16 protein-coding genes and 1 pseudogene are annotated in these 20,816 nt (G+C 42.7%); 10 read left to right on the top strand and 7 right to left on the bottom strand.

Going from position 1 to position 20,816, the window contains the following annotated elements; all coding sequences use genetic code 11:
• The first annotated feature begins 31 nt into the window (after positions 1 to 31).
• The 7 genes from SFU91_13050 (at position 32) to SFU91_13020 (ending at position 8,796) form a co-directional block, all read left to right on the top strand.
• Positions 32 to 517, top strand: coding sequence for a hypothetical protein (locus SFU91_13050; GenBank protein ID MDX2129953.1), 486 nt, complete (start codon positions 32 to 34; stop codon positions 515 to 517).
• Positions 518 to 781: 264 nt separating this feature from the next.
• Complete coding sequence (locus SFU91_13045) at positions 782 to 1,750, top strand: hypothetical protein (protein ID MDX2129952.1); 969 nt, start codon at positions 782 to 784, stop codon at positions 1,748 to 1,750.
• A 149-nt stretch (positions 1,751 to 1,899) separates the two neighbouring features.
• Positions 1,900 to 4,335, top strand: coding sequence for a TonB-dependent receptor (locus tag SFU91_13040; protein MDX2129951.1), 2,436 nt, complete (start codon positions 1,900 to 1,902; stop codon positions 4,333 to 4,335).
• An 89-nt stretch (positions 4,336 to 4,424) separates the two neighbouring features.
• The gene (locus SFU91_13035; protein ID MDX2129950.1) at positions 4,425 to 5,858 is read left to right on the top strand and encodes a BCD family MFS transporter; all 1,434 of its coding nucleotides are present in this window, start codon (positions 4,425 to 4,427) and stop codon (positions 5,856 to 5,858) included.
• Positions 5,859 to 5,870: 12 nt separating this feature from the next.
• Positions 5,871 to 7,250: an MFS transporter gene (locus SFU91_13030; GenBank protein ID MDX2129949.1), complete on the top strand. Its 1,380-nt coding sequence runs from the start codon at positions 5,871 to 5,873 to the stop codon at positions 7,248 to 7,250.
• 32 nt (positions 7,251 to 7,282) lie between these two features.
• Complete coding sequence (locus SFU91_13025; GenBank protein ID MDX2129948.1) at positions 7,283 to 8,083, top strand: class I SAM-dependent methyltransferase; 801 nt, start codon at positions 7,283 to 7,285, stop codon at positions 8,081 to 8,083.
• Between the two features lie 17 nt (positions 8,084 to 8,100).
• The gene (locus tag SFU91_13020; protein ID MDX2129947.1) at positions 8,101 to 8,796 is read left to right on the top strand and encodes an isoprenylcysteine carboxylmethyltransferase family protein; all 696 of its coding nucleotides are present in this window, start codon (positions 8,101 to 8,103) and stop codon (positions 8,794 to 8,796) included.
• Positions 8,797 to 8,850: 54 nt separating this feature from the next.
• On the opposite strand, the gene meaB is transcribed toward SFU91_13020, so the two are convergent.
• The 5 genes from meaB to SFU91_12995 all read right to left on the bottom strand — a co-directional run bounded on the left by meaB (position 8,851) and on the right by SFU91_12995 (position 14,285).
• Positions 8,851 to 9,789 carry a methylmalonyl Co-A mutase-associated GTPase MeaB gene (meaB, locus tag SFU91_13015; GenBank protein MDX2129946.1) on the bottom strand — a complete coding sequence of 313 codons (939 nt, stop codon included), beginning with the start codon at positions 9,787 to 9,789 and terminating at the stop codon, positions 8,851 to 8,853.
• 127 nt (positions 9,790 to 9,916) lie between these two features.
• A complete protein-coding gene (locus tag SFU91_13010; protein MDX2129945.1) occupies positions 9,917 to 10,678 on the bottom strand; it encodes a lysophospholipid acyltransferase family protein in 762 nt (253 codons plus the stop codon).
• Between the two features lie 108 nt (positions 10,679 to 10,786).
• Positions 10,787 to 12,070, bottom strand: coding sequence for a phosphopyruvate hydratase (gene eno, locus SFU91_13005; GenBank protein ID MDX2129944.1), 1,284 nt, complete (start codon positions 12,068 to 12,070; stop codon positions 10,787 to 10,789).
• A 194-nt stretch (positions 12,071 to 12,264) separates the two neighbouring features.
• Entirely contained in the window at positions 12,265 to 13,968 is a 1,704-nt protein-coding gene (gene dacB / locus SFU91_13000; protein ID MDX2129943.1) for a D-alanyl-D-alanine carboxypeptidase/D-alanyl-D-alanine-endopeptidase, read from the bottom strand.
• 86 nt (positions 13,969 to 14,054) lie between these two features.
• Positions 14,055 to 14,285, bottom strand: coding sequence for a hypothetical protein (locus tag SFU91_12995; GenBank protein MDX2129942.1), 231 nt, complete (start codon positions 14,283 to 14,285; stop codon positions 14,055 to 14,057).
• Between the two features lie 32 nt (positions 14,286 to 14,317).
• Between SFU91_12995 and SFU91_12990 the strand changes: the two genes are divergently transcribed.
• From SFU91_12990 to SFU91_12980, 3 genes and pseudogenes are all read left to right on the top strand, one after another.
• The gene (locus tag SFU91_12990) at positions 14,318 to 15,301 is read left to right on the top strand and encodes a B12-binding domain-containing protein (protein ID MDX2129941.1); all 984 of its coding nucleotides are present in this window, start codon (positions 14,318 to 14,320) and stop codon (positions 15,299 to 15,301) included.
• A 356-nt stretch (positions 15,302 to 15,657) separates the two neighbouring features.
• Positions 15,658 to 17,931: a photosystem I reaction center subunit IX gene (locus SFU91_12985; GenBank protein MDX2129940.1), complete on the top strand. Its 2,274-nt coding sequence runs from the start codon at positions 15,658 to 15,660 to the stop codon at positions 17,929 to 17,931.
• A 220-nt stretch (positions 17,932 to 18,151) separates the two neighbouring features.
• Positions 18,152 to 18,436: pseudogene (locus SFU91_12980) on the top strand (4Fe-4S dicluster domain-containing protein).
• Between the two features lie 55 nt (positions 18,437 to 18,491).
• Here the strand turns inward: SFU91_12980 and SFU91_12975 are convergent.
• Positions 18,492 to 19,181, bottom strand: a complete 690-nt coding sequence (locus SFU91_12975) for a glycosyltransferase family 2 protein (protein MDX2129939.1) — start codon at positions 19,179 to 19,181, stop codon at positions 18,492 to 18,494.
• 18 nt (positions 19,182 to 19,199) lie between these two features.
• The gene (gene purH / locus SFU91_12970) at positions 19,200 to 20,798 is read right to left on the bottom strand and encodes a bifunctional phosphoribosylaminoimidazolecarboxamide formyltransferase/IMP cyclohydrolase (GenBank protein MDX2129938.1); all 1,599 of its coding nucleotides are present in this window, start codon (positions 20,796 to 20,798) and stop codon (positions 19,200 to 19,202) included.
• Positions 20,799 to 20,816 lie beyond the last annotated feature (18 nt).

The raw sequence follows: 20,816 nt of genomic DNA, 5'->3' as shown, positions 1-20,816 counted from the left end.
TTGAAGTAAAGAGAAAAGAAGTTAGGGGAAAATGCCAAAGCGCGAAAACATCCACCGCCGATTTGCCAAAAGCATCTGGAAGCTTGTTGAAGTCCAGATTTTCTTTTGGGTTTCGATTCTTAGTGGCGGGAACGCGATTATGAAGCATTCTTTGGCCGATGCTTCAAAGGCAAAAGATAAAACAATCAAGACGGCGAGCGGTAAGGTTTACCACCGCGGGATTGAGAATTTTGTTTTTGAGCGTCCGAAAGAACCAGATGATGAACTCTTCGCTTCTACCTCACAAAACAATGTTGCCAAACTTCCATCAAGCGCCATTGAAAAAGGGGCTGATTCTCATGTTTCCATCGCAGCTGTCGCAGATGTTGGGTCTCTTGTCAATCTTTTTTGTGCGTTATCACAAGCGAGAAATGACTTGCACCCCAGTTGCAGCCTTGAGGGGTATTTCAGCAGCGATTTCTTGTCCGATTTCTCTCCGATGAACCTCCACGAATATCTTATTCCGCTTCGATCATAGCCAGCCCGAATCTTATTCCAACTTAAAGTCTTAACACAATAGTTCGAATCATCGATTTCGCCTTTGAGTTTGGAATCACCGCTTTGCGATACAACAATTTTTAAAGAGCCGAAATTGCCTTTTGTATAAGGTTTAGCTGTGCATTTCTAAAATGAACGCGTTATGCTGCTAACCTTTCAAGAAGCTGGTTTCCAAAAGTAACCACGGCTCAACCTTGTTCTTTATTTTTTAATCAAAATCAATTCTTGAAAGGAATCAATAACTATGAATTACCGTCAAACGATTTCGTTGGCAAAACGAGCAATGTTGCTCACCCTTGTCGGCTTTTTGCTGATTAGCACCGGTTGTAAAGATAACGGCGGCGCACCGACCGACCCGACCGTCATAACCGGAACCATCACTTTTACATATAAAGGGGCTGCATTTGACCCGGCAAAGTGGCCAAATTCATCTGATTCATCACTTGCATTTCCATCGGGCTATGTCCGAATTGCAGTGAATCCCTCAAACGAAGCAGGCGCCGCCATTGCAGCACCAGCGAAGATTTTCGGCGGAAACAGCACCGGAATTCAAATATCAGAATTAAGTAATGGTGTTTATACCTACAGACTTGAAACACCTGACATTCTTGAAAACAGCTATTATCTCATTCTTCCCACTTATGTCAATCCGGCAGGTACACGTGGCGGTCCGGGAGGCGATATCCAAGTGGCCTTAGGATACAATGGCGCACAAACCATTAACGGCTTAGGAACACCTGTGAAAGCCGTTCCCGGCATTACTGTTGCAAACCTTACCGTTGACCTTGCAATGGGCGAATATGCTTACAACGCTTCCAAAGCAAAATCACAAATGACCATTCTTGGAACCGTGAAAGTGGATCAACTTGAAAAATGGCCAACCGGTGGAAAATATTTAGCGGTTGTTGGTTATAAATCGGGTGTCACACCCGGCCCGGGCATTCAACCTGATTTATTTGTTAAAATCACCAAGCCCGTCGCCTCAACTGTTGCTCCTTTTTCAAAAAACAGCGGCTTTAATGGCCTTGGCTTTGTACCGTATCAATTTGGAACCTACGACAATATCTCAGTCGGTATTTATAACTCAGATAATACACTTTCAAGCACACTGTCATCAATGACGACCGCTTCAGGTGCTACAAGCGTAACGACGAATGCTCAGAATTATATGATGATCTGGCATCCGCAAATCACTTTACCTGCAGTTCAATAAATCTGTTCTCCGAGAAGTGGATTTGTTCTCACTTCCCGTATTACAACAGAAAACTTGTTCTCTTTTCTCTGCCGGAAACGGCAGCATAATGATGTCAAAGTTGTGTTGCCGTTTCATTATTTCTAAAGAGAACATTCAAGGAGAAAATTATGAATCGGTTTAAAACCATTGCCTTTGGGCTACTCGCACTTGCCACGTTTGCCGTGCTTTCATCTGAAATAAGGGCGGAAGGCGGCGAAACCGGCATCCTAACCGGAAAAGTAACCTCATTATCGGGAGAGCCGATAATTGGGGCAACGATCAAAATTCTTGGAACCACATTAGGCGCAACCACCAATATCCGTGGGGAATTTCGAATTTCGAAAGCTCCTGCAGGAAAGATTTCCCTTCGTATCTCTGCATTAGGATACGAACCCATATCAGATGTTTTTGACTTGGAAGGTGGCGCAACTTCAACCGTTACTTTTACACTTAGTGAATCAAATTTTTCTGCATCCGAAGTTGTCGTTTCTGCTTCAAAGCATGAGCAGAATCGATTGGAAATTCCAATCACCACAACCGTTATCAGTGAGCAAGCCATTAATGCTTTGCCGCTCAGTTCATTGGATCAAGTTTTGGAATCTATCCCCGGCGTGGATGTTACCCGCTCGGGAGGCTTTGGCTCAAGCAGCGTTCAAATTCGGGGCTCAAACAGCATGACGGGCGGCGGAATCGGAACGCGTGTGATGATGCTTTATGATGGCTTTTTGATGAATACTCCCGATGCAGGCTCGGTGGATTGGCAAAATTTTATGATGAATGGTATTGGCCGACTTGAAGTCGTAAAGGGTGCGGCATCCTCACTTTACGGTTCAGGTGCAATGGGCGGAATTATCAATGTCATTGGGACAATGCCAAGCGAAATGACATTTAATGTTCGGTTTTCAAATGGATTTTATGATGCACCACCATCGTTTGTGAATACCCGAAACTACCCGAATGGGAAAGTACCGTATTTCTATAACACAATGTTTACACACGGAAATACGATTGGCGATCTCAGCTATAATGTTATTTACTCTCGAATGAGTGATGAAGGCTACCGTCAAAATTCAAATCAATTGATGGATGATTTAAAGCTCAAACTCACTTATCAGATTACTCCGACACAGCAATTGATATTCTCTGGATTAATTAATCGAAACGAAGGCGGACAGGTTTACCCGTGGCGCTCAAAAGCCAATGCACTCAGCGCCGATGCTAATGATTATCTCTCCGACGATCAAAAAGAATCTGGAATGGAATTTGCCGGGCTTACACATGTTATGGTTTTTGATCAATACACGAAACTTGAAACACGCGCCTCATACTACAGGTATCACTTTGTAATCAAATATTATCCTCAGTTTAGCGAAGCGTTCGGCCCATTTCAACAATACACCTTACGCCGACGCGCGCCGTATGACCCCAACGACCCAAATACATTCAACAATTCTGATGCTAAGCGCCTTTCCTTTGGTATTCAATTGAACCGGCTTGCTTCTGATCATCAAATTACAACCGGTATAGATGCATATATAGACGATGTTCAATCCACGCTTTATTACAATAATAAGTCCTATACGATTGGGGCTTATATACAAGATGATTTCAGTCTCGGTGAACGCCTTCGATTCAGCTTCGGAATTCGTTTTGATTTGAACCATCTGATGAATCGAACAGATGTTTCATACCTTGATATTCTTAATCCGTTTTCAACTGCACAGCCTGACGGCTCAATCTACCCGACGGTTGTGTCTCAAATTGAGCATCCGACTTTGTGGCAGCTTAGCCCAAGAGTTGCAGCAACTTATAAACTTGATGACGAATCGGCACTGCGCGCCTCCGTGAGCCGCAGTTTTAGAGCGCCAACGCTTGCCGAGCGCTTTATCACTGAAGCAGGGATCTTCGCCGGAATTCCAAATGGCACGCTTGACGCAGAACGCATGACGAGTTTCGAATTTGGCGTTTATAAAGCATTCGGAAATCAGTTTTCAATTGACTTTTCAACTTACGCCAATTTTTACACCAATCTGATTGAATCGCAAGATATCTCTCCGGCTAAACCCAACAAGCAAGTGGGCGATATCATCTTCCAATACAAAAATTTCGCTGAAGCTCGCATTCTTGGTTTTGAATTCGCGCTCACTTTCCGCCCTATCAATGAACTGACCTTTCAATTGGGTTACAATTTTATGGATGCCCGCGATTTGAGCCCAAATAAAAATGATTTGCTTCGTGCCGTTACTGCTGATTCAACCAACAATTGGCTTCCTTATCGACCTCAACACAACATTTCCGGAAGTGCCAATTTTACTTGGAATGATCTTTCAATGATGTATAGCGCTCGCTATTTACCGCAGTATCGTCGAATTCGTTTAGCGCTCTCTGAAGCCGATTACCCGGGTGATTTCTTGGTGATGGATTTGACCGCGGCTTATCAAGTTCTTTCTCAATTTAAGGTTACGGCAACTGTACAAAATTTCACCAATACGCAGTATGAAGAACTTGAGCAGTTCCGTATGCCGGGAAGAAGTTTTCACATTGGTTTTGAATTTAATCTCTGACACACCGTCTCTAATTCGGCACGTTTCCGATTTGGTACTCTATGTATTTCCAAATCGGAAATCCGAGATTAGAGTAAAACACAATAACTATGTCAGAAACAGTTTCTTCAAATAAACTTCTTGTCGCTCACCAAGCCTTGAATCTCTTACGCTTAGCCTTGCCTAAGCTTGGAATTGGGTGGATGTTTGCGCTTCTAACCGCCAACTTCAATCGCGTATCGATTCATGAGCTTGCCATTCCTGCTGTGATTATCACTTCAATGATAGGGTGTTATCATTTCCTTTCGCCGTTTCAAATTTACTTTGGTTCGCTTGCCGATCGGTTTCCAATTTTCAGGATGAAACGCACACCCTATCTTTTTCTTGGATCGATGATTGCCAGCATCATTTTTCTATTTCTTCCGGCAATGATGCTTGCAATGAGCCAAAGCCATTGGTGGGGCTTTTTGGGTGGCTTTTTTCTGCTTATTGTTTTCGGCGTTGGGCTTGCAATGTCTGGTAATGCTCATTTAGCACTTATCTCAGATATCACAACCGATAAAACGCGGGGGGTTGCGGTGGCATTGGTTTGGACAACAATGATTTTAGGCCTTGTGCTTTCCGGAGTTGTGATGAAGTATCAGATGCCGGTCTATCATCATGAAACTTTGGTAAAGCTCTATAGCATTACACCGGTGATTGTTTTCTTTACTTGTGGCGTTGGCTTGCTTGGGCTAGAACCACGTGTAAAATACGACCTAAGAAACCCCAAAGTACAGCCAATTAATGAACCCTCGATAAAACGCGAGAATATGATTCGCCTTGTTCAGCGACTTTTCAGTACTGGAAATGCGACTCGCTTGTTTTTCCTCTTTATAGTTGGGAGCACAATCGGCATTTTTCTTCAAGATACCATTCTCGAAGTCTTCGGAGCCGCAGTGCTTGGGCTATCATTGAAAGAGACTTCCTCATTTCAACCGATTTGGGGAATCGGCGTCTTAGGCTCAATGCTGCTGGTGGGCTTGCTTTCACTTTGGTTTCGATTTGATAAACAATCTGTTGCAAGAATTGGAAGCGGTGGAACTGCCATTGGTTTATTGCTTCTTGCAATTATTAGTTTAAGTGAATCGAGCCGTTTTATGTTTCATGCGCTCTTCTTTTTGGGCCTCTTCACCGGTTTTCATACAATTGGAACGCTCACCACAATGATGGAAATGACATCTCAAAAAGAACGCGCCACTTATATGGGGTTGTGGGGATTTGCAACTTCATTAGGAAGCGGGCTTTCAGGGGTTCTCGCGGGTGCGCTTGTTTCGCTCCTTATTGAAACATCATTTTTTTCAGCCTCAATCGGTTATGCCATTATCTTCTTCATTGAATCTTGTTTAATGATACTTTCGGTTTACCTATTAGGACGAGTAAGTATTTCTGACTTTAAGTTACAAACCGGCCAAACGGATGCCAATCGTTCAATGCCAGAAAATTTAACACCCTTAAAACCGGCAGATCTCACTATTGTGATGGAAGCCGAAACAGGGGATTAAACCTTATTCTTTATGAGCCGAGTCACCGTTCAATTCATGCTCCCAAAGTTTGCGATTGCCTTGATGTTTGCGCAAGTCACGGTCAATTTTAATCGAGTTGCAATTGTTGAATACCAACTACCAGCCCTCCTCATTGCGCTGATGATTGGATTGTATCCGTTTTTTGGTCCGTTTCAACCCTTCTTTGGGAAAATGACCGATCGTTTTCCCATTTTTGGATATCGCCGCAGTCCATATCTTCTCATTGGGCTTATGACCGGAAGCTTTTCACTTTTACCGCTTCCATTCATGCTTGAGTTTCAGAAGGGAGGAAATCTTTTTGCCATTCCGTTGATGTTTCTTCTTTTTTTCATTTTTGGTCTCAGCATTGCGTTGATGGCCAATACTTACCTTGATCTCATTGCTGAATGTACAACAGCAGAAACCCGCAGCAAGGTTTTCGCCGCGGCTTGGACAGGGCAAACGTTAATTCTTGTTGTTTGGGCTTCGCTTTTTGGGCTGTGGATGCCGGAGTTTTCAGAATCGCGACTTCAAAGTCTTTATCTCATTTCGCCCTTGATCGTCTTTATTCTCGGATTTCTTGGCATCTTTGGCTTAGAACGGCGGCTTACAAAAGATGAATTGCGAGAATTAACAGTCGGGAACCAAGTTTCACTCCCCGCAGGTCAATTATCTCGAGAACAAAACCCATTTAAGGATTCTCTTTCAATGCTTCTGAAAAATGCAACGGCCAAACGCTTTTTTCTTTTTATCTCCCTTTCCTTTTTCGGGATTTTTACCCAAGATTTACTTCAAGAGGTAATGGGTGCTGAAATTTTTCACCTTAGTGTGAGCGATTCCTCCATTTTTCAACAACTATTTAATACAGGAGTAACGCTTGGAATGGGAATGACTGCCGCCTTGGGTGCAAAGCTTTTGGGAAAAAAAGAATCTGTGGCACTTTTAGAAATGAGGGACAAAAAAAGCATTGCAACATTCGGCGGAATGCTTGCAGCCTTAAGTTTCGGTTTAATCGCATTCTCTATTCTTTATCTCAACCTCACCCTTGCAATCATCTCTTTTGGAATCAATGGTTTTTGTGTCGGCATCTTTACGATGGCTGCCGTTACGATGATGTCTGACATGACGGTAAAGGGTCAAACCGGAAAGTATCTTGGGATTTGGAGTATGGCTCAAGCATTTGGATTAGGGGGGTGCTTTATACTTTGTGGGTTAATATATGAGGTTATTATCGGCTCAAGTATTTTTTCTTCTGCTCCAATCGGCTATGCTGCATTCTTTCTTGCTGAAGGCTTTTTTATGATTTTATGTGTGATTTCATTGCGCCCGGCAAGTATAGCGTCTCTTGAGCGCGATGCCATTAAGAATGAAGTCACTTTGATGGTAAAGTAAGTTGGGTTTAATTCATCGAAACGGGAGGGATTATGGCGATATACACTTCAATGTCGTTCAAAGAAATTGCGAAACATTACAACGCGATAAATTTCATTCCTGAAAAATCGGCAACTGAAATTGGTGAATGTATTCGCGATTTGATTGGGAGAGAATCTCACCTATTGGATATGGGAGCTGGCGCCGGAAGAATATCGGTATCCATAGCAAAAGCCGGGGCTCGCGTTACAGCTTTAGATATAGAGCCAGAGATGCTTGCTGTAGCCGGCGAACTCGCGGCTTCAATGAATATACCAATAACACTTGTTGAAGGGGATGTTACAACTTTACCATTTGCATCAAATTCCTTTGATGCCGTTTTTACAAGCAATGTCCTTCACTTGGTCAGTAACTGGAAAACCTCGCTTCGAGAGGTTCAACGCGTGCTTAAGCCGGGAGGACTATTCATTCAAGGACGAGATTGGCTTTCACCTAATGCCTTTGCATCTGAAATGAAAATGGAATTTCGCAAAATTGTTGCTTTGCTGAACCCGGAGATGTTGCCTACAGCCGCTGCCGGGCCGATGCTCTTTCAAGAACTTCATTTGATTGGCGCGGAACCCGCCTCTGAAATTATTGCATCTGCTTGGACAGAAGAAGCGTCTCCTTTACTTTTATTTGAGAAAATGAAAAATCGGACTTACAATGAAACTTGGCAATTAGAGGAGCCGCTTTTTTCTGAATCACTTCGCCGTTTTGAGGCTTGGTTAAAAAAACAACCCATTGAGCTTTCCCATAGCGAAACCATTCAACGCCGGTTTGTTCTTTATATCAGCCGCGGATTAAAATCATAAATCAAAATCATCTTGCAATGAACCGTATTTTTCGGGTTGTTTCGCTTATATCGCTTCTTGCCTTAATGCAAGCAGCACTAATCCTACTTCCTGCTTGGATTTTCGGGATTTTCACAATGCCGGTCGTATGGCTGATATACTCCTCCTATATGATTTTCTTTTTCGGCACCATTCGAAGAAGCATCGTTCACGGAAAGCTTGCCGATCGGAAGGATGATGAACAGGTTCATTCCTCCTCAGGTAAAGCCGCTTTTATGGTTCAAATTTTTGGGCTCATTGCTGTTCATTACACCGGCATTTATGACTACTCAACGGTTTTGTTGAGCGGCTCTGTTTCCCAATCCGTCTCGTCGTCGCCCTTTTTTTGGGGCGGGATAACCCTCATGATCATCGCAACCGCATTGACCTATCATGCCACCATCACTTTAGGAAAGTTTTATGATCGCTTAGCCATTAAAAACGATCATCGACTTGTTCAAGATGGGATTTACCGAATTTTGAGACACCCGATTTACACCGGTCATATTCTATTCTTTCTTGGGTTTTGCCTTCTGACACAATCCTTCATTGCTCTTCTGATTTTTGCTTTAGTGAGCGTCGTATGGTACGGAAGCCGGATGAACATTGAGGAATCGATGCTTGAGCGAAAATTCGGTGAGGAGTATCGCCATTACTTGAACCGCACGAAACGTTTGTTTCCGTTCATTTACTAGTCTTAATTTTTGAAGGCTTGAACGGAGTCGTCGATTATGATTCCGTTCATTTTTCTATTCGGAATTCAAAAGGGTAGAAACGATTTCATATTTATTTTTCTTCTCAAAAAAAAGCCGCTTTAATTCTGTTTCGTTTTCTACACTCCAAAACCGTTCTGAGAGTTTCCGGCCAATTTTCTCCCGAATCCATAACTCGTGTCTCCTTTGCCTTTTCGATTCAAGCAAATTACGATCACTCAAAAATGTTCGGTGCCTTTCAATTTGATGCAGTACTTCATCGATTCCCTTACCTGAATTTGCACTTGTAGGAATCACTTCTGGAATCCACGTGGTTTCATCATGATCTCGAAATCCAAGGGTTGAGCGGAGTGATTCTGCCGCTTTTTCACTTTCAGGTCTGTCCGATTTATTCATTACAAAGACATCTGCGATTTCCATTAGCCCCGCTTTCATCGCTTGTATCGAATCGCCGGATTCCGGAACCAAAACGACAAGGGTGGTATCTGCAGCTTTAGCAACATCAAGTTCCGATTGACCCACACCCACCGTTTCAATCAAGATGCGGTCAAACCCTGCTGCTTCCATAACATCCGATACCTCAGAGGCTTTTTCGGCAAGGCCGCCCAAGCTTCCTCGGGTGGCCATTGAGCGGATAAAAATGTTCGGATCAGTAAAAATCTCATTCATTCTCACTCGATCGCCAAGCAATGCACCTCCTGAAAACGGGCTTGTGGGATCAACCGCAAGTATTGCCACGTGATGTCCCATTTTACTCAGGCTTAGCGCAAGTTTACTTGTCAAAGTGCTCTTACCCGCACCCGGAGGCCCCGTGATTCCAATTCGATATCCGCTTCCAATTTGAGAGGCAATTACTCCTAAAATGGCGTCACTGGATGGGTCATCATTTTCGATTTTCGAAATCACTCTCGCCAAGACCCTTCGATTTCCTGAAAGCAATTGCGCCGTTACGATTTCCTCTCCAAATTCTATCATTCAACTACTTCAATTATGATTTTTGCGGTTTCGTTAAGAATTGTAATACTATGGATATACATCCCCCAATTTCAATCCTGTTCATATTGAATTTCCATTTGCGGGTGAGAAACAATTCCTTTTTTCATTACTCCTTGCATGAATTTTGATTCATTAACGCAATATCTTCCGCTGTGAAACACGCATTTTTGTACCTTTCAAAATTCTCTGATACGGCTAGGTAAGTTTCTTTTAGAAGTTCATCGGCACTTTTACCTAAGTTTGAGATTGGCTTCCCAATTACAACGGTTATGGTCCCAGATGAAATGAGAGAAGAATTCCGCTGCATTATTTTATGACTTCCTAAAATCGTTACAGGAAGAATATCAGCACCGGCTCGTTCAGCAACCATAAACGCTCCTCTTTTGAAAGGTTGAATATTGCCGTACATCGAGCGTGTTCCGTCAGCAAAAAGAACGACACTTTTTCCTTCTTTTAGTCGCTTGATTGAGCCATCGAGACTTCGGAGTGCTTCACGATTTGCGCCTCGCTTAATGAAAATGAAATCACCTCGTTTCATCCCCCATCCCAAAACGGGAACATAACTTATCGATTGCTTTGCCACCATTCTGAATTCAAGCGGTAAGTAAGCCAGCAAAGCAGGAATATCGAAGTAGCTAGAGTGATTGCTTGCAACCACATACGCTTTTGCTTTCTCGATATTCTCAGTACCGAATACCTTTACTTCGGTATTTGAAATCCCAAGCCAAATTCGAGCCCAAACCCGCGCCAAACGCAAGTAACTCCGCCCGGAGCCATCCCAAAAACTAACGATGATTGCCACCAATGATAACACCGTCATCATGAATGTCGTCACAATCCAAATAAGTGCTGAGCGCACAGCAAGCATAACCTAAGTTTTTTCTGTTGTTGTTTGCTTCAATAAGAAATCAGAATAAAAAAATAACTCCTGCCTATTGGGCAGGAGTTACTTCAAAAGGAAAATAGAAATTCTTTCTTACACTCGAAACGCCTTTCTGCCCAAGTATATTGCATCATCTCCAAGTTCTTCTTCGATCCGAAGTAATTCATTGTACTTGGCAATGCGGTCTGTTCTTGAAAGGGAACCGGTTTTAATTTGTCCTGCATTTGTTGCCACTGCAATTTGAGCAATGGTGGTGTCTTCGGTTTCGCCGCTGCGATGCGAGATAATGCTTGTGTAACCGTTTCGCTTCGCTAAATCAACTGCTTCAAGTGTTTCTGTGAGTGACCCAATTTGATTGACTTTAATTAGAATCGAGTTCGCAACATGTTGATCAATTCCGGTTTGAAGCCGCTTGGTGTTGGTTACAAATAAATCATCACCCACAAGTTGCACGCTATTCCCGATTTTATCAGTAAGCATTCTCCAACCTTCCCAATCATCTTCTGCCATTCCATCTTCAATTGAAATAATCGGGTAATCTTTGCTCCATTTTGTCCAATATTCGGCCATTTTTTCTGATGTAAGTTCCTGCTTGTTCGACTTTTTGAACACATACTTTTTCTTTTCCTTGTCATAAAACTCCGATGATGCAGGATCTAAAGCAATCATCACATGCTTTTCAATTTTGTAACCTGCTTTTCCAACGGCTTCGATGACCAATTCTATCGCTTCTTCATTCGACTTCACATTTGGAGCAAAACCGCCTTCATCACCAACGGCAGTATTGTAACCTTTTGATTTCAACAAGCTTTTGAGTGAATGAAAAACTTCTGTTCCGCATTGCAAGGCTTCGCTGAAAGATTTAAAGCCCAATGGCATAATCATAAATTCTTGGAAATCGACATTGTTATCGGCATGTGCCCCTCCGTTCAATACATTCATCATTGGGCTTGGGAGTGTTCGTGCCAAGGTTCCGCCAATGTAACGGTAAAGCGGTTGACCGGTAAAATCTGCACCTGCCTTTGCACAAGCCAATGAGACCCCCAAAATTGCATTTGCACCAAGCTTTGACTTATTCTCCGTTCCATCAAGTTCAATCATCATTTTGTCAAGTTCAACTTGTTGTGTCACAAGCATTCCTCGCAGTTCTTTATCAATAATCGTATTCACATTTTTTACGGCCTTGAGAACACCCTTTCCCAAATAGGTTTTCTTATCGCCATCGCGCAATTCCACGGCTTCGTGCTCACCCGTGCTTGCCCCAGAGGGAACGGCGGCACGCCCGAATGAATTTTCGGTATAAACATCTACCTCAATGGTTGGATTTCCTCGTGAATCTAAAATTTGACGAGCGATAATTTTTTCAATAATCGGCATACTGCGTTAAAATTGGTTTAGATAAAGTTTGTAGCATGACTCCTAAGCGCGGCTATCTCAGTATTTGACTGAATTCATTTTTCGCCGTATTTAAATATAAGGATATGTGAGGGTTAGATTTTTGGATTTCGTCTTGAAGGATGTTACGAAACTGTGATTTTACTATGGCTTTGAAGCGCGAGAAAAACGTGACACTACTTGCCATTCCATCTTAAAATCAATTCTATCGCTTTGTCTTGAACCGCCTCGATTTCCGCTGTTGGTTGTGTGTAATTCATCGCCATTATCGAAAAGGTGACCCATCTCTTTTCACCGTTTAGCACATATCCCGAAAGTGTTCGAATACCGGAAACAAATCCGGTTTTTGCAAATACGCGATTCGTAAATCGCTCCTTTTTCAATCGTCGTTTCAACGTTCCGTCTTTCCCGCCAATTGCAAGCGTTTGCCGGTAGCTATCGAAAAAGCGCGAAGCGTAAATTGCATTCAATAAATCTCTCAGCGCTCCCGGCGATATTCTATTTTTTCTAGTGAGGCCGCTTCCGTCAAATGCTAGAAAATTTTTCTTTGATACCCCAATCGAATCCAACATCTCTCCAATCGCACGAAGACCGGCTCTTTTTGTGCCCTCACCATATCTGACCTTTCCAATGATGCGTAATAGTTGCTCTGCGGTAAAATTGCTGCTTTCCTTATTCATATAGGCAAGAATTTGCAAAAGTTCCGGAGAAAGTGTTTGATGCAGCAGTTTCGTATTCTCTCTACCAGCATAACCGGGCTCACGGCGAAGTATGCCACTGACGTCAATTCCCTTTGCATTCAGCGCCGATTTTAACTCCCATAAAAAATAAAACGCCGGTCTCTCTACAGCCACCATAGTTTGAACGGTATCCACATCCAGCGGCATTGCTCCCGTTGAAATAAATTGATTCGAACCGATAACACGAAAAAAATCAGCCGTTTTTCTCTCACCTTTAGAAACATAAAAAGCATTGTTCTGATAAGTTCCGTAAGAAGTTTTTGGCATCCATTCGAGCCTTGGCTTTTGCAACACACTGTCGCGAATCAAAAAAAATCGAATCGAATTTTCATTATACGAAAGGGCTGAAACTGCCGTCGCAGTTCCATTTGAGACATCATCCCAATCCCAACCCTCTGAATAGTCACCATCACCTTCACCAACAGCATAAGATATTGCCTCTGTTGAAAAATAGCCGTCATCTGCTATGAGATCACCCGCAATTCGCTGAACCCCTTTTACATGCAAACTTTCTGCCACATCTTTGAAAAATTGTTGAGAATTGCCCGCAAAAAATTTCTCTGAAAGCGCCGGATTCCCATCACTGAATGCCACCAGATTTCCAAAGAGTACACCATCTTTAATTTCTCCCTGAATTCGAACATCTGTTGTAAATCGTTTTGTCGAATCAAGCAGAAAAAGTGCCGCCGCTGAACTTAATAATTTTTGATTCGATGCCGGAATAAAGTTCTTTTCGGCATTGAGCTCAAAAAGCACCTTGTATTTTTCTCTTCGATCTTGAATTCTCAACCCCTTTTGGGTATTGGGCGCCGTTATTGAAACCCCCCAAAAAAAATTGGCAGTCGCTGAATCCTGAAATAAGGCTGCAAATTCCTTTTTTAATTCTTTCATGCTCATGAGCGCTTCTTTTGATATGCGCTTTACCTCTTTCACAGATTCATTCAAGCCAATATTACTTTGCTTGTGCGGAATTGGTTTTTTTATTCCACTCTTTTTTTGTGCCGTAGCACTAAAGAGCAACGGTTGATTGATGAGCGTTCCTGCAAGAAATAGGAAACCAAGTAACCGCCGAATGAATAAGCGTGAAATTTGAGTGGGTAGAATACTCCTTAAGCAAACTTGAACAAAAAATGATAGCATCACATTAATAGTATGAAAATTGTAACAAAATGGTGTGTTATGGTTTTCTATTTGCTTCGAATGGCTTTCGCAAATCAATAAAGCATTTATTTCGCTTCATAGGAAATTAATCTTACCTCACGGCTGAAATCATCTTTATCATCTGGAACAAATTTAATCTTTAATAACTGATTTGGCCGTTTTCTCGCCAAAGGCTTGATTTCATCAGCAAGAAAAGACATCGCATTTGCTGAGATTAATCCATTGATAACCTTGCGAGCACCTCTGTTTTTGTGTAAGTTTGTGTGTAGTAAATCTAATGATTGGGTGAAATTCAAAACAGTTGAACACTCGAAAGGAAGTTTGAGGAGTGAATCAGTATTTTTCGTCTCGGCAACTCTCTGAGTTATGCGATGTCGGCGAGACCACCATTAAGCGTTGGTCTAATATGGGTTTAATACGCCATCATAAAACCGTCGGCGGTCATCGTAAGTTCAAAATTGAAGATGTTTTGGAGTTTTTGGAGCGAAATAATATTCGCATCCCGGAGCACAAACTCGAACAATTGAATTTGGAAAAGAAATTTTCCAACAACATTGATATCAACACCGAAATAATATTAATGAAAGGGGAGCTTTCTTCCATTTCATTAAAGCTCTTTGAAAATCTTATTCTTTATAAGCGAGACGAGGTTGAAGCCTTGCTCAGCAAATGTATTGAACAAGGTGTTGGTGTTGCTTCTATATTCGATGATGTCATTGCACCGGCAATGTACCGCGTCGGTGACCTGTGGGCACAACGCAAATTAGGCGCAGGTGAAGAGCACATCATCACCAATATTCTCATCGAATCTGTTTTGCAAATAAAAGCACGCTATGCCTTCAAAACGCATAATGTTGTCATTTCATCCGATCAATCAATTACAAAACCGGCAGATCAAGATTCAAGTTTGAATGCGGTCATTTGCACGGCACCCGAGTCAGAATATCACGAGGTGGGGCTTTTGGGAGTTTCAATGGTGTGTCAAACCCTTGGCTTTAAGGTGAATTATGTTGGAGCTGCGGTTCCATTTAAGGATCTTGAAAATGTCATTGAAGTGCTTCATCCATCCGTTGTGTGTATGTCTATTACGCTCGCGAAGTTCGCTCCGCCGGTTTTTAAGAAGTATGAGCATTTTAGAAAAGTAATGAAGAACCTTGGCGTCAAGTTTGTCACAGGAGGGCAATTCTTTGGAGAAAAGAAAAATCAAGTTTTGCAATCCGATTTTCGCTCTTCAAGTTGCCGGGCTTTAGAAGAATATCTTCGTGAAAATTTCCAAGTCATTGATGTCACCGATATTTCTGCGAAGGCTTAATCGGTGTTTCGCAAAAAATTCTGTTCTTTTTTCACCTGATTTTTTTTGATTTTTCTTTCCCTTCATTGGGAAAAAATGAACTTGTTCTTTGGTCGTTTGAAGAAGTAACGTGTGTGTGAGGGATTCGGCGCGATAACCGACTGCATACACGAGTAGTGCATTATCGTGCCTTTATGCCGTACCTTGGCTTATGACTGCCTAGGGACGTGCGTTAAAAGAGAGAAACGAGCGATGATGCCGTCTTATTTCCAAGGGTTCAAATGAACACGGTTGGCACACACCAAGGCCTCCGGAACCCGAACGGAATTTGTCATCACTCATCTTATGATGACACTTCAAATAAAAAGGAGAACACTATGGCTGATCAAGAAAAACCTGTCGCATCGGGCGGCGGTGAAGCTCCAAAAAAACCGACGCTGCAAGCAGCCAAATTGCAAGCAACGGCGAAAAAACCAGCGGCAGCCGCCGCCGGTACTGCTCCGGCAGTTGGAGCAAAGCCCGCACCTAAAGCGGCAGCACCCGATAAACCGGTCGTTATGGAAGCAGATGTTTCAGAAATGAAACGATTCCTGCTCAAACGCACCGAAACCCGTACTACCAAATGGTTTCAAATATTCGATGCCGATAAGCTCGATGACGAACAAGTCTTCGGCGCTCACTTGGCACTCCTTGGAACGCTTGGTATCGTGATGGGTGTCTATTATATCTCTGGAATTCAAGTCTTCCCGTGGGGCGGACAAGGGTTCTACGACAACTGGTTCTATCTCACCATCAAACCAAGAATGGTTTCGCTCGGTATTGACACCTACAGTGCCAGTACTCCCGAGCTTCAAGAAGCCGCGCGTAAATTGCTATGGTGGGCAGGCGTTCACTTCCTTGCCGGCGCATTCCTCATCTTTGGTGGATGGCGGCATTGGACAAAGAACCTCGCCAACCCACTCGCACCGCTTTTCTTCTGGAATCGCGATGCAAAAGTGCCCGGAAACTTCCGCGACTTCAGAATGTTCGGAACTGTTCTTCCCGGCGGACTTGGAGGAAGAAGCGCAAAAAATTACTCCGAAGCCTTAGGCGCACATACCATCTATCAAGCCTTCCTCTTTTTGGTTTGGGGGCTTGTCCTTTGGTTTGCAATGGGTATTACACCTAAACCCGATTTCCAAACGATTAATAGCGAAGCCTTTATGGCATTCATTTGGTCGGGCGTTTTCTTTATGGTAGGGTTCTATTGGTGGAATACACCGCCCCGTGCAGCTGAACACTTGAATGATGACCTTAAAGCCATCTTCTCGGTTCACCTTACTTCGATGGGGTATATCAATATTGCACTGGGTATTCTCGCCTTTGTGGCTTTCCGCAAAGATCAATTTTTTTATAACCAATTAAACGACCTCGTCTTCTATATCTATGGCGAACCGTTTAACCGCGTTGGTTTCGATGCCAATGGCGTAACAGATATGACGAAAGTCGAGTATCCCGAATATCCGGCGTATGCGATTCTTCCGAAACCGGGTGCCACATTCGGTATGGCTCAAGTCGTGATCAATCTCTTGGCTTTCAATCATATCATCTGCGGATTCCTATATGTCTTTGCAGGCGTTTTCCACGGCGGACAGTATTTGCTCAAGATTCAAATGAGTGGACTTTACAGCCAAATTAAATCCAAATGGATTGCCTTAGGCCGCGATAAAGAAGTGCAAGTGAAATTCGTGGGCGTTGTAATGGTGATGTGTTTTACCACAATGATTTCCGTCTATGCAGTTGTTTGTTGGAACAGTTGCTGCGAGCTGAATGTCCTTGGCGCAAATATCACTATGTCGTTCTATTGGCTGAAGCCGCTACCGATGTGGCAGTTTATGTTCACCGACCCGTCAATTAACGATTGGTGCGCAGTGCACGAAATCACTGCCGGATGGCTCTTTGCTTCGGTTGCAACTTCGCGCATTGCATTCTTCTCGCATACTTCTCCGCTTTGGGAAGACTTAGGGCTGAAGAAGAATTCGTTCTCATTCCCGTGCTTAGGCCCGGTTTATGGCGGAACTTGCGGTGTCTCGATTCAAGACCAACTTTGGTTTGCAATTCTTTGGTCGGTGAAGCCACTTTCTGTAATCGAATGGTATATCGATGGAGGCTGGCTCGCTTCAATGAACTATGGAATGGCTGTTGCAGATTGTAACGCGTGGGATAGTATCGCGGGGCTTTCGCATCACTATACAGGCGGTGTGTTCTATTATATGTGGACAGAAACGCAAGCCATTTGGGCAAGTTCTCATCTAACAGTCGTACTGCTTATTGGTCACCTTGTATGGTTTATCAGTTTCGCAGTTTGGTTCAAAGATCGTGGCTCTCGTCTTGAAGGTGCAGACATTCAAACCCGCACGATTCGCTGGCTGGGCAAAACCTTCGTTGGTCGCGATGTTAAATTCCGATTCCCGGTTCTGAATCTTTCTGATTCAAAATTCGCAGGCACAGTGCTTTATTTCAGTGGTACCTTTATGCTTGTGTGGCTTTATGTGGCAAACGGATTCTATATGACCAATGAACCCGCACCGCCGCCGGTGAGCCATCTCGGTCAAGCAGGTTCTGATATTTTAGCACAAACGGTTAATTATCTCTTGAAGTTGATTTCTTAATTCAGAAATGAAATACCGTTCTTTTTAATTTTTCTTCGCCACAAGAGTTCAAAAGGGGTTTGGATGCAGTTCTTCGGCGTTCAAGCCCCTTTTGCCCCTTTCATGTTATAGGGGTTTGCAAGGCGAGTAAAAGATTGGTATTATTGTTAAAATAATTTTTTCTATTCAACCCAAGGGAGGATTCGTTATGGCAGCTGTTAAAAAGCGCGTGAAGAATAAATACGATATCATCGAAAATTTATGTATCGCGTGCGGATTTTGTTTGGATCAATGCCCGCCCAAAGTCAATGCAATCGGAGTGAAACTCTATGGCGATGTTCAAGAAGGCGGATTTAGATACTATATCGATCAAGGTGCATGTATTTCATGCCAGCTTTGTTTTGATGTGGATCAATGCCCAAGTGGCGCCTTGATTGAAGTCCGCCCCGAAGGCGAAATTCTCGATTTTCGCTTCACGCCCGAAAAACGCTTAGAATTATACGATAAGCCGTTTTTTGCACGCTAATTAATTCGCAATTAAAAAGCCGCTCAATTGAGCGGTTTTTTTTATCTGCTTTTTTTTACCGATACTTGACAATCGCTTTCAATAGGCTTAAACTATCTTTCCAAGTAATCTTTTTTCCTTCTGAAAACCCTCTTGGGAAATACCGAATCGGCACTTCCTGAATGCGGCATTTTCCTTTTCGGTAAAGCCTTCCGATTTTTCCAACCAATTCAACCTCTATCCCAAAACGCCTTTCTTCAATCGTTACAATCTCAAATATCTCTTTATGACAAACCCGGTAACAGGTTGTAACATCCGTCAAATTTAAACCCGTTACCCGATTCGAAAACCACGTAAACACAAAGTTTCCCAATCGATGCAACAAATACCCTTCATCATTTTGCTTCGATAAATATCTCGACCCAAATACCACAGTTGCTTTTCCGGCCTTTATGATCGACACCAATGTGATTAGGTCATTCGGGTGATACTCTAAATCAGCATCTTGAACCACAATTATTTCACCGGTACTATGTTCAATACCGGTTCGCACGGCCGCTCCTTTCCCGTGATTTTTTTCCAAACGAATCACCCTAATTTGAGAATCTTCTTCTTCAAGCTTCTTTGCTGTATCAAAAGAAAAATCTTGCGAGCAATCATCAACAATAATGATCTCTTTTTCAAACGGAAGTTTTTGTAAGTGGGAAATAATCAAAACCAAGGTCTTCTCTTCATTAAAGACAGGAACAATAATAGAAACTTTCATCTTGCAGCTGTATTATAACTAATGTTTGAAATGCCTTATCCCTGTAAAGACCATCGCTATCCCTTTTTCATTTGCCGCATCAATCACTTCCTGATCTCTTACTGATCCTCCCGGTTGAATTACTGACATCGCCCCGGCTTCAGCTGCGGCAAGTAATCCATCGGCAAAAGGGAAGAACGCATCACTTGCAACAGCTGAACCATTTAAATCAAGCCCGGCTTCACCAGCTTTCCATCGCGCGATTCTTGAGGAATCCACACGCGACATCTGCCCCGCACCAATGCCATAAGTCTGCAAGTTCTTCGCATACACAATCGCATTTGATTTCACATGTTTGCAGACCTTCCAAGCAAAAAGCAAATCCTTAAACTCTTCTTCCGTAGGCACTCTTTTTGTAACGACCTTCAACTCTTTTCTCGTGATCATCGCTGTATCTCGCTCTTGGATTAAGATACCCATTGCGTTTCCTCTCACCTCCAATCCTTTTTTCAATACCGATTTTTTCCTCTGAATAATTCGCCGATCTTTCTTTTTCCTCATCATTTCCATCACGCCGTCTTCAAAATCCGGGGCAATCACAATTTCAGTAAAAATTAAATTTATTGCTTCTGCGGTTTCTTTATCAAGGCTTCGATTCACAGAAATAATACCGCCAAAAGGGGCTTGCGTATCGGTCTGAAATGCCTTTTTGTATGCCTCAAGAAGCGACGCATCCTGTCCAACCCCACAAGGATTTGTATGCTTTACTATCACTGCAGTGGGAGCTTCATCCCAAAATTCTTCCACTGCGCCAGCCGCCGCACTGATATCTAAAATATTGTTGAATGAAAGTTCTTTGCCGTGTAATTTTTCAAAATGCTCACGAAATGTACTTTCTCCCTCGCTTGTTCTAATTGAATAAAACCCGGCTTTTTGATGCGGGTTTTCTCCATATCTCATATCGATTTCTTTGGTTAGAACATGCAAATACTCAAGTTCAATTTTATTTGTGTCTTTCTCTTGAGACAATATCAACTCCTCTGGCAAAGCGGTAGCCAGATAGTTGCTGATTGCGGAGTCGTATTTTGATGTTAATTGAAATACTTTTTGTGCCAAATAAAACCTTGTTGCAAGTGTCGTTGCCCCGTTGTTTTTTTGCATTTCATCTAACACAGTTGCATAATCGGTAAAGTCAGTGACAACCGTGACGAACTTAAAATTTTTAGCTGATGAGCGAAGCATCGAAGGGCCGCCAATGTCAATATTTTCAATGGCCTCGTCGAATTTTACATCACTTTTTGCTACTGTTTTTTCGAAAGGATACAAATTCACCACAACCAAATCGATGAACTCAATCGAATTTTCAGTCATTTCCTTCAGATGAATTTCTTCATCTCTTTTTGCCAAGAGCCCACCGTGCACATTCGGGTGTAAAGTTTTTACTCTTCCATCTAATATTTCAGGGAATTTTGTTAGCGTTGATATACTTTGCGCGTTAATTCCGGAATCTTGAAGAGATCGTAAAGTACCACCGGTCGAGATGATCTCGACCCCTAACTTTTCAAGAACCTGTGCAAATGGAATTATTCCGGTTTTATCGGATACAGAAATTAACGCGCGTTTTATCTTTGGATTCATTTTTTTAGTGTTTTTTAG

It is taken from the genome of Chloroherpetonaceae bacterium (genome assembly GCA_033763895.1).
GTDB lineage: Bacteria > Bacteroidota > Chlorobiia > Chlorobiales > Thermochlorobacteraceae > JANRJQ01.
Note: the sequence above shows the minus strand (reverse complement) of the source record. Positions and strands in the feature narration are given on the sequence as shown.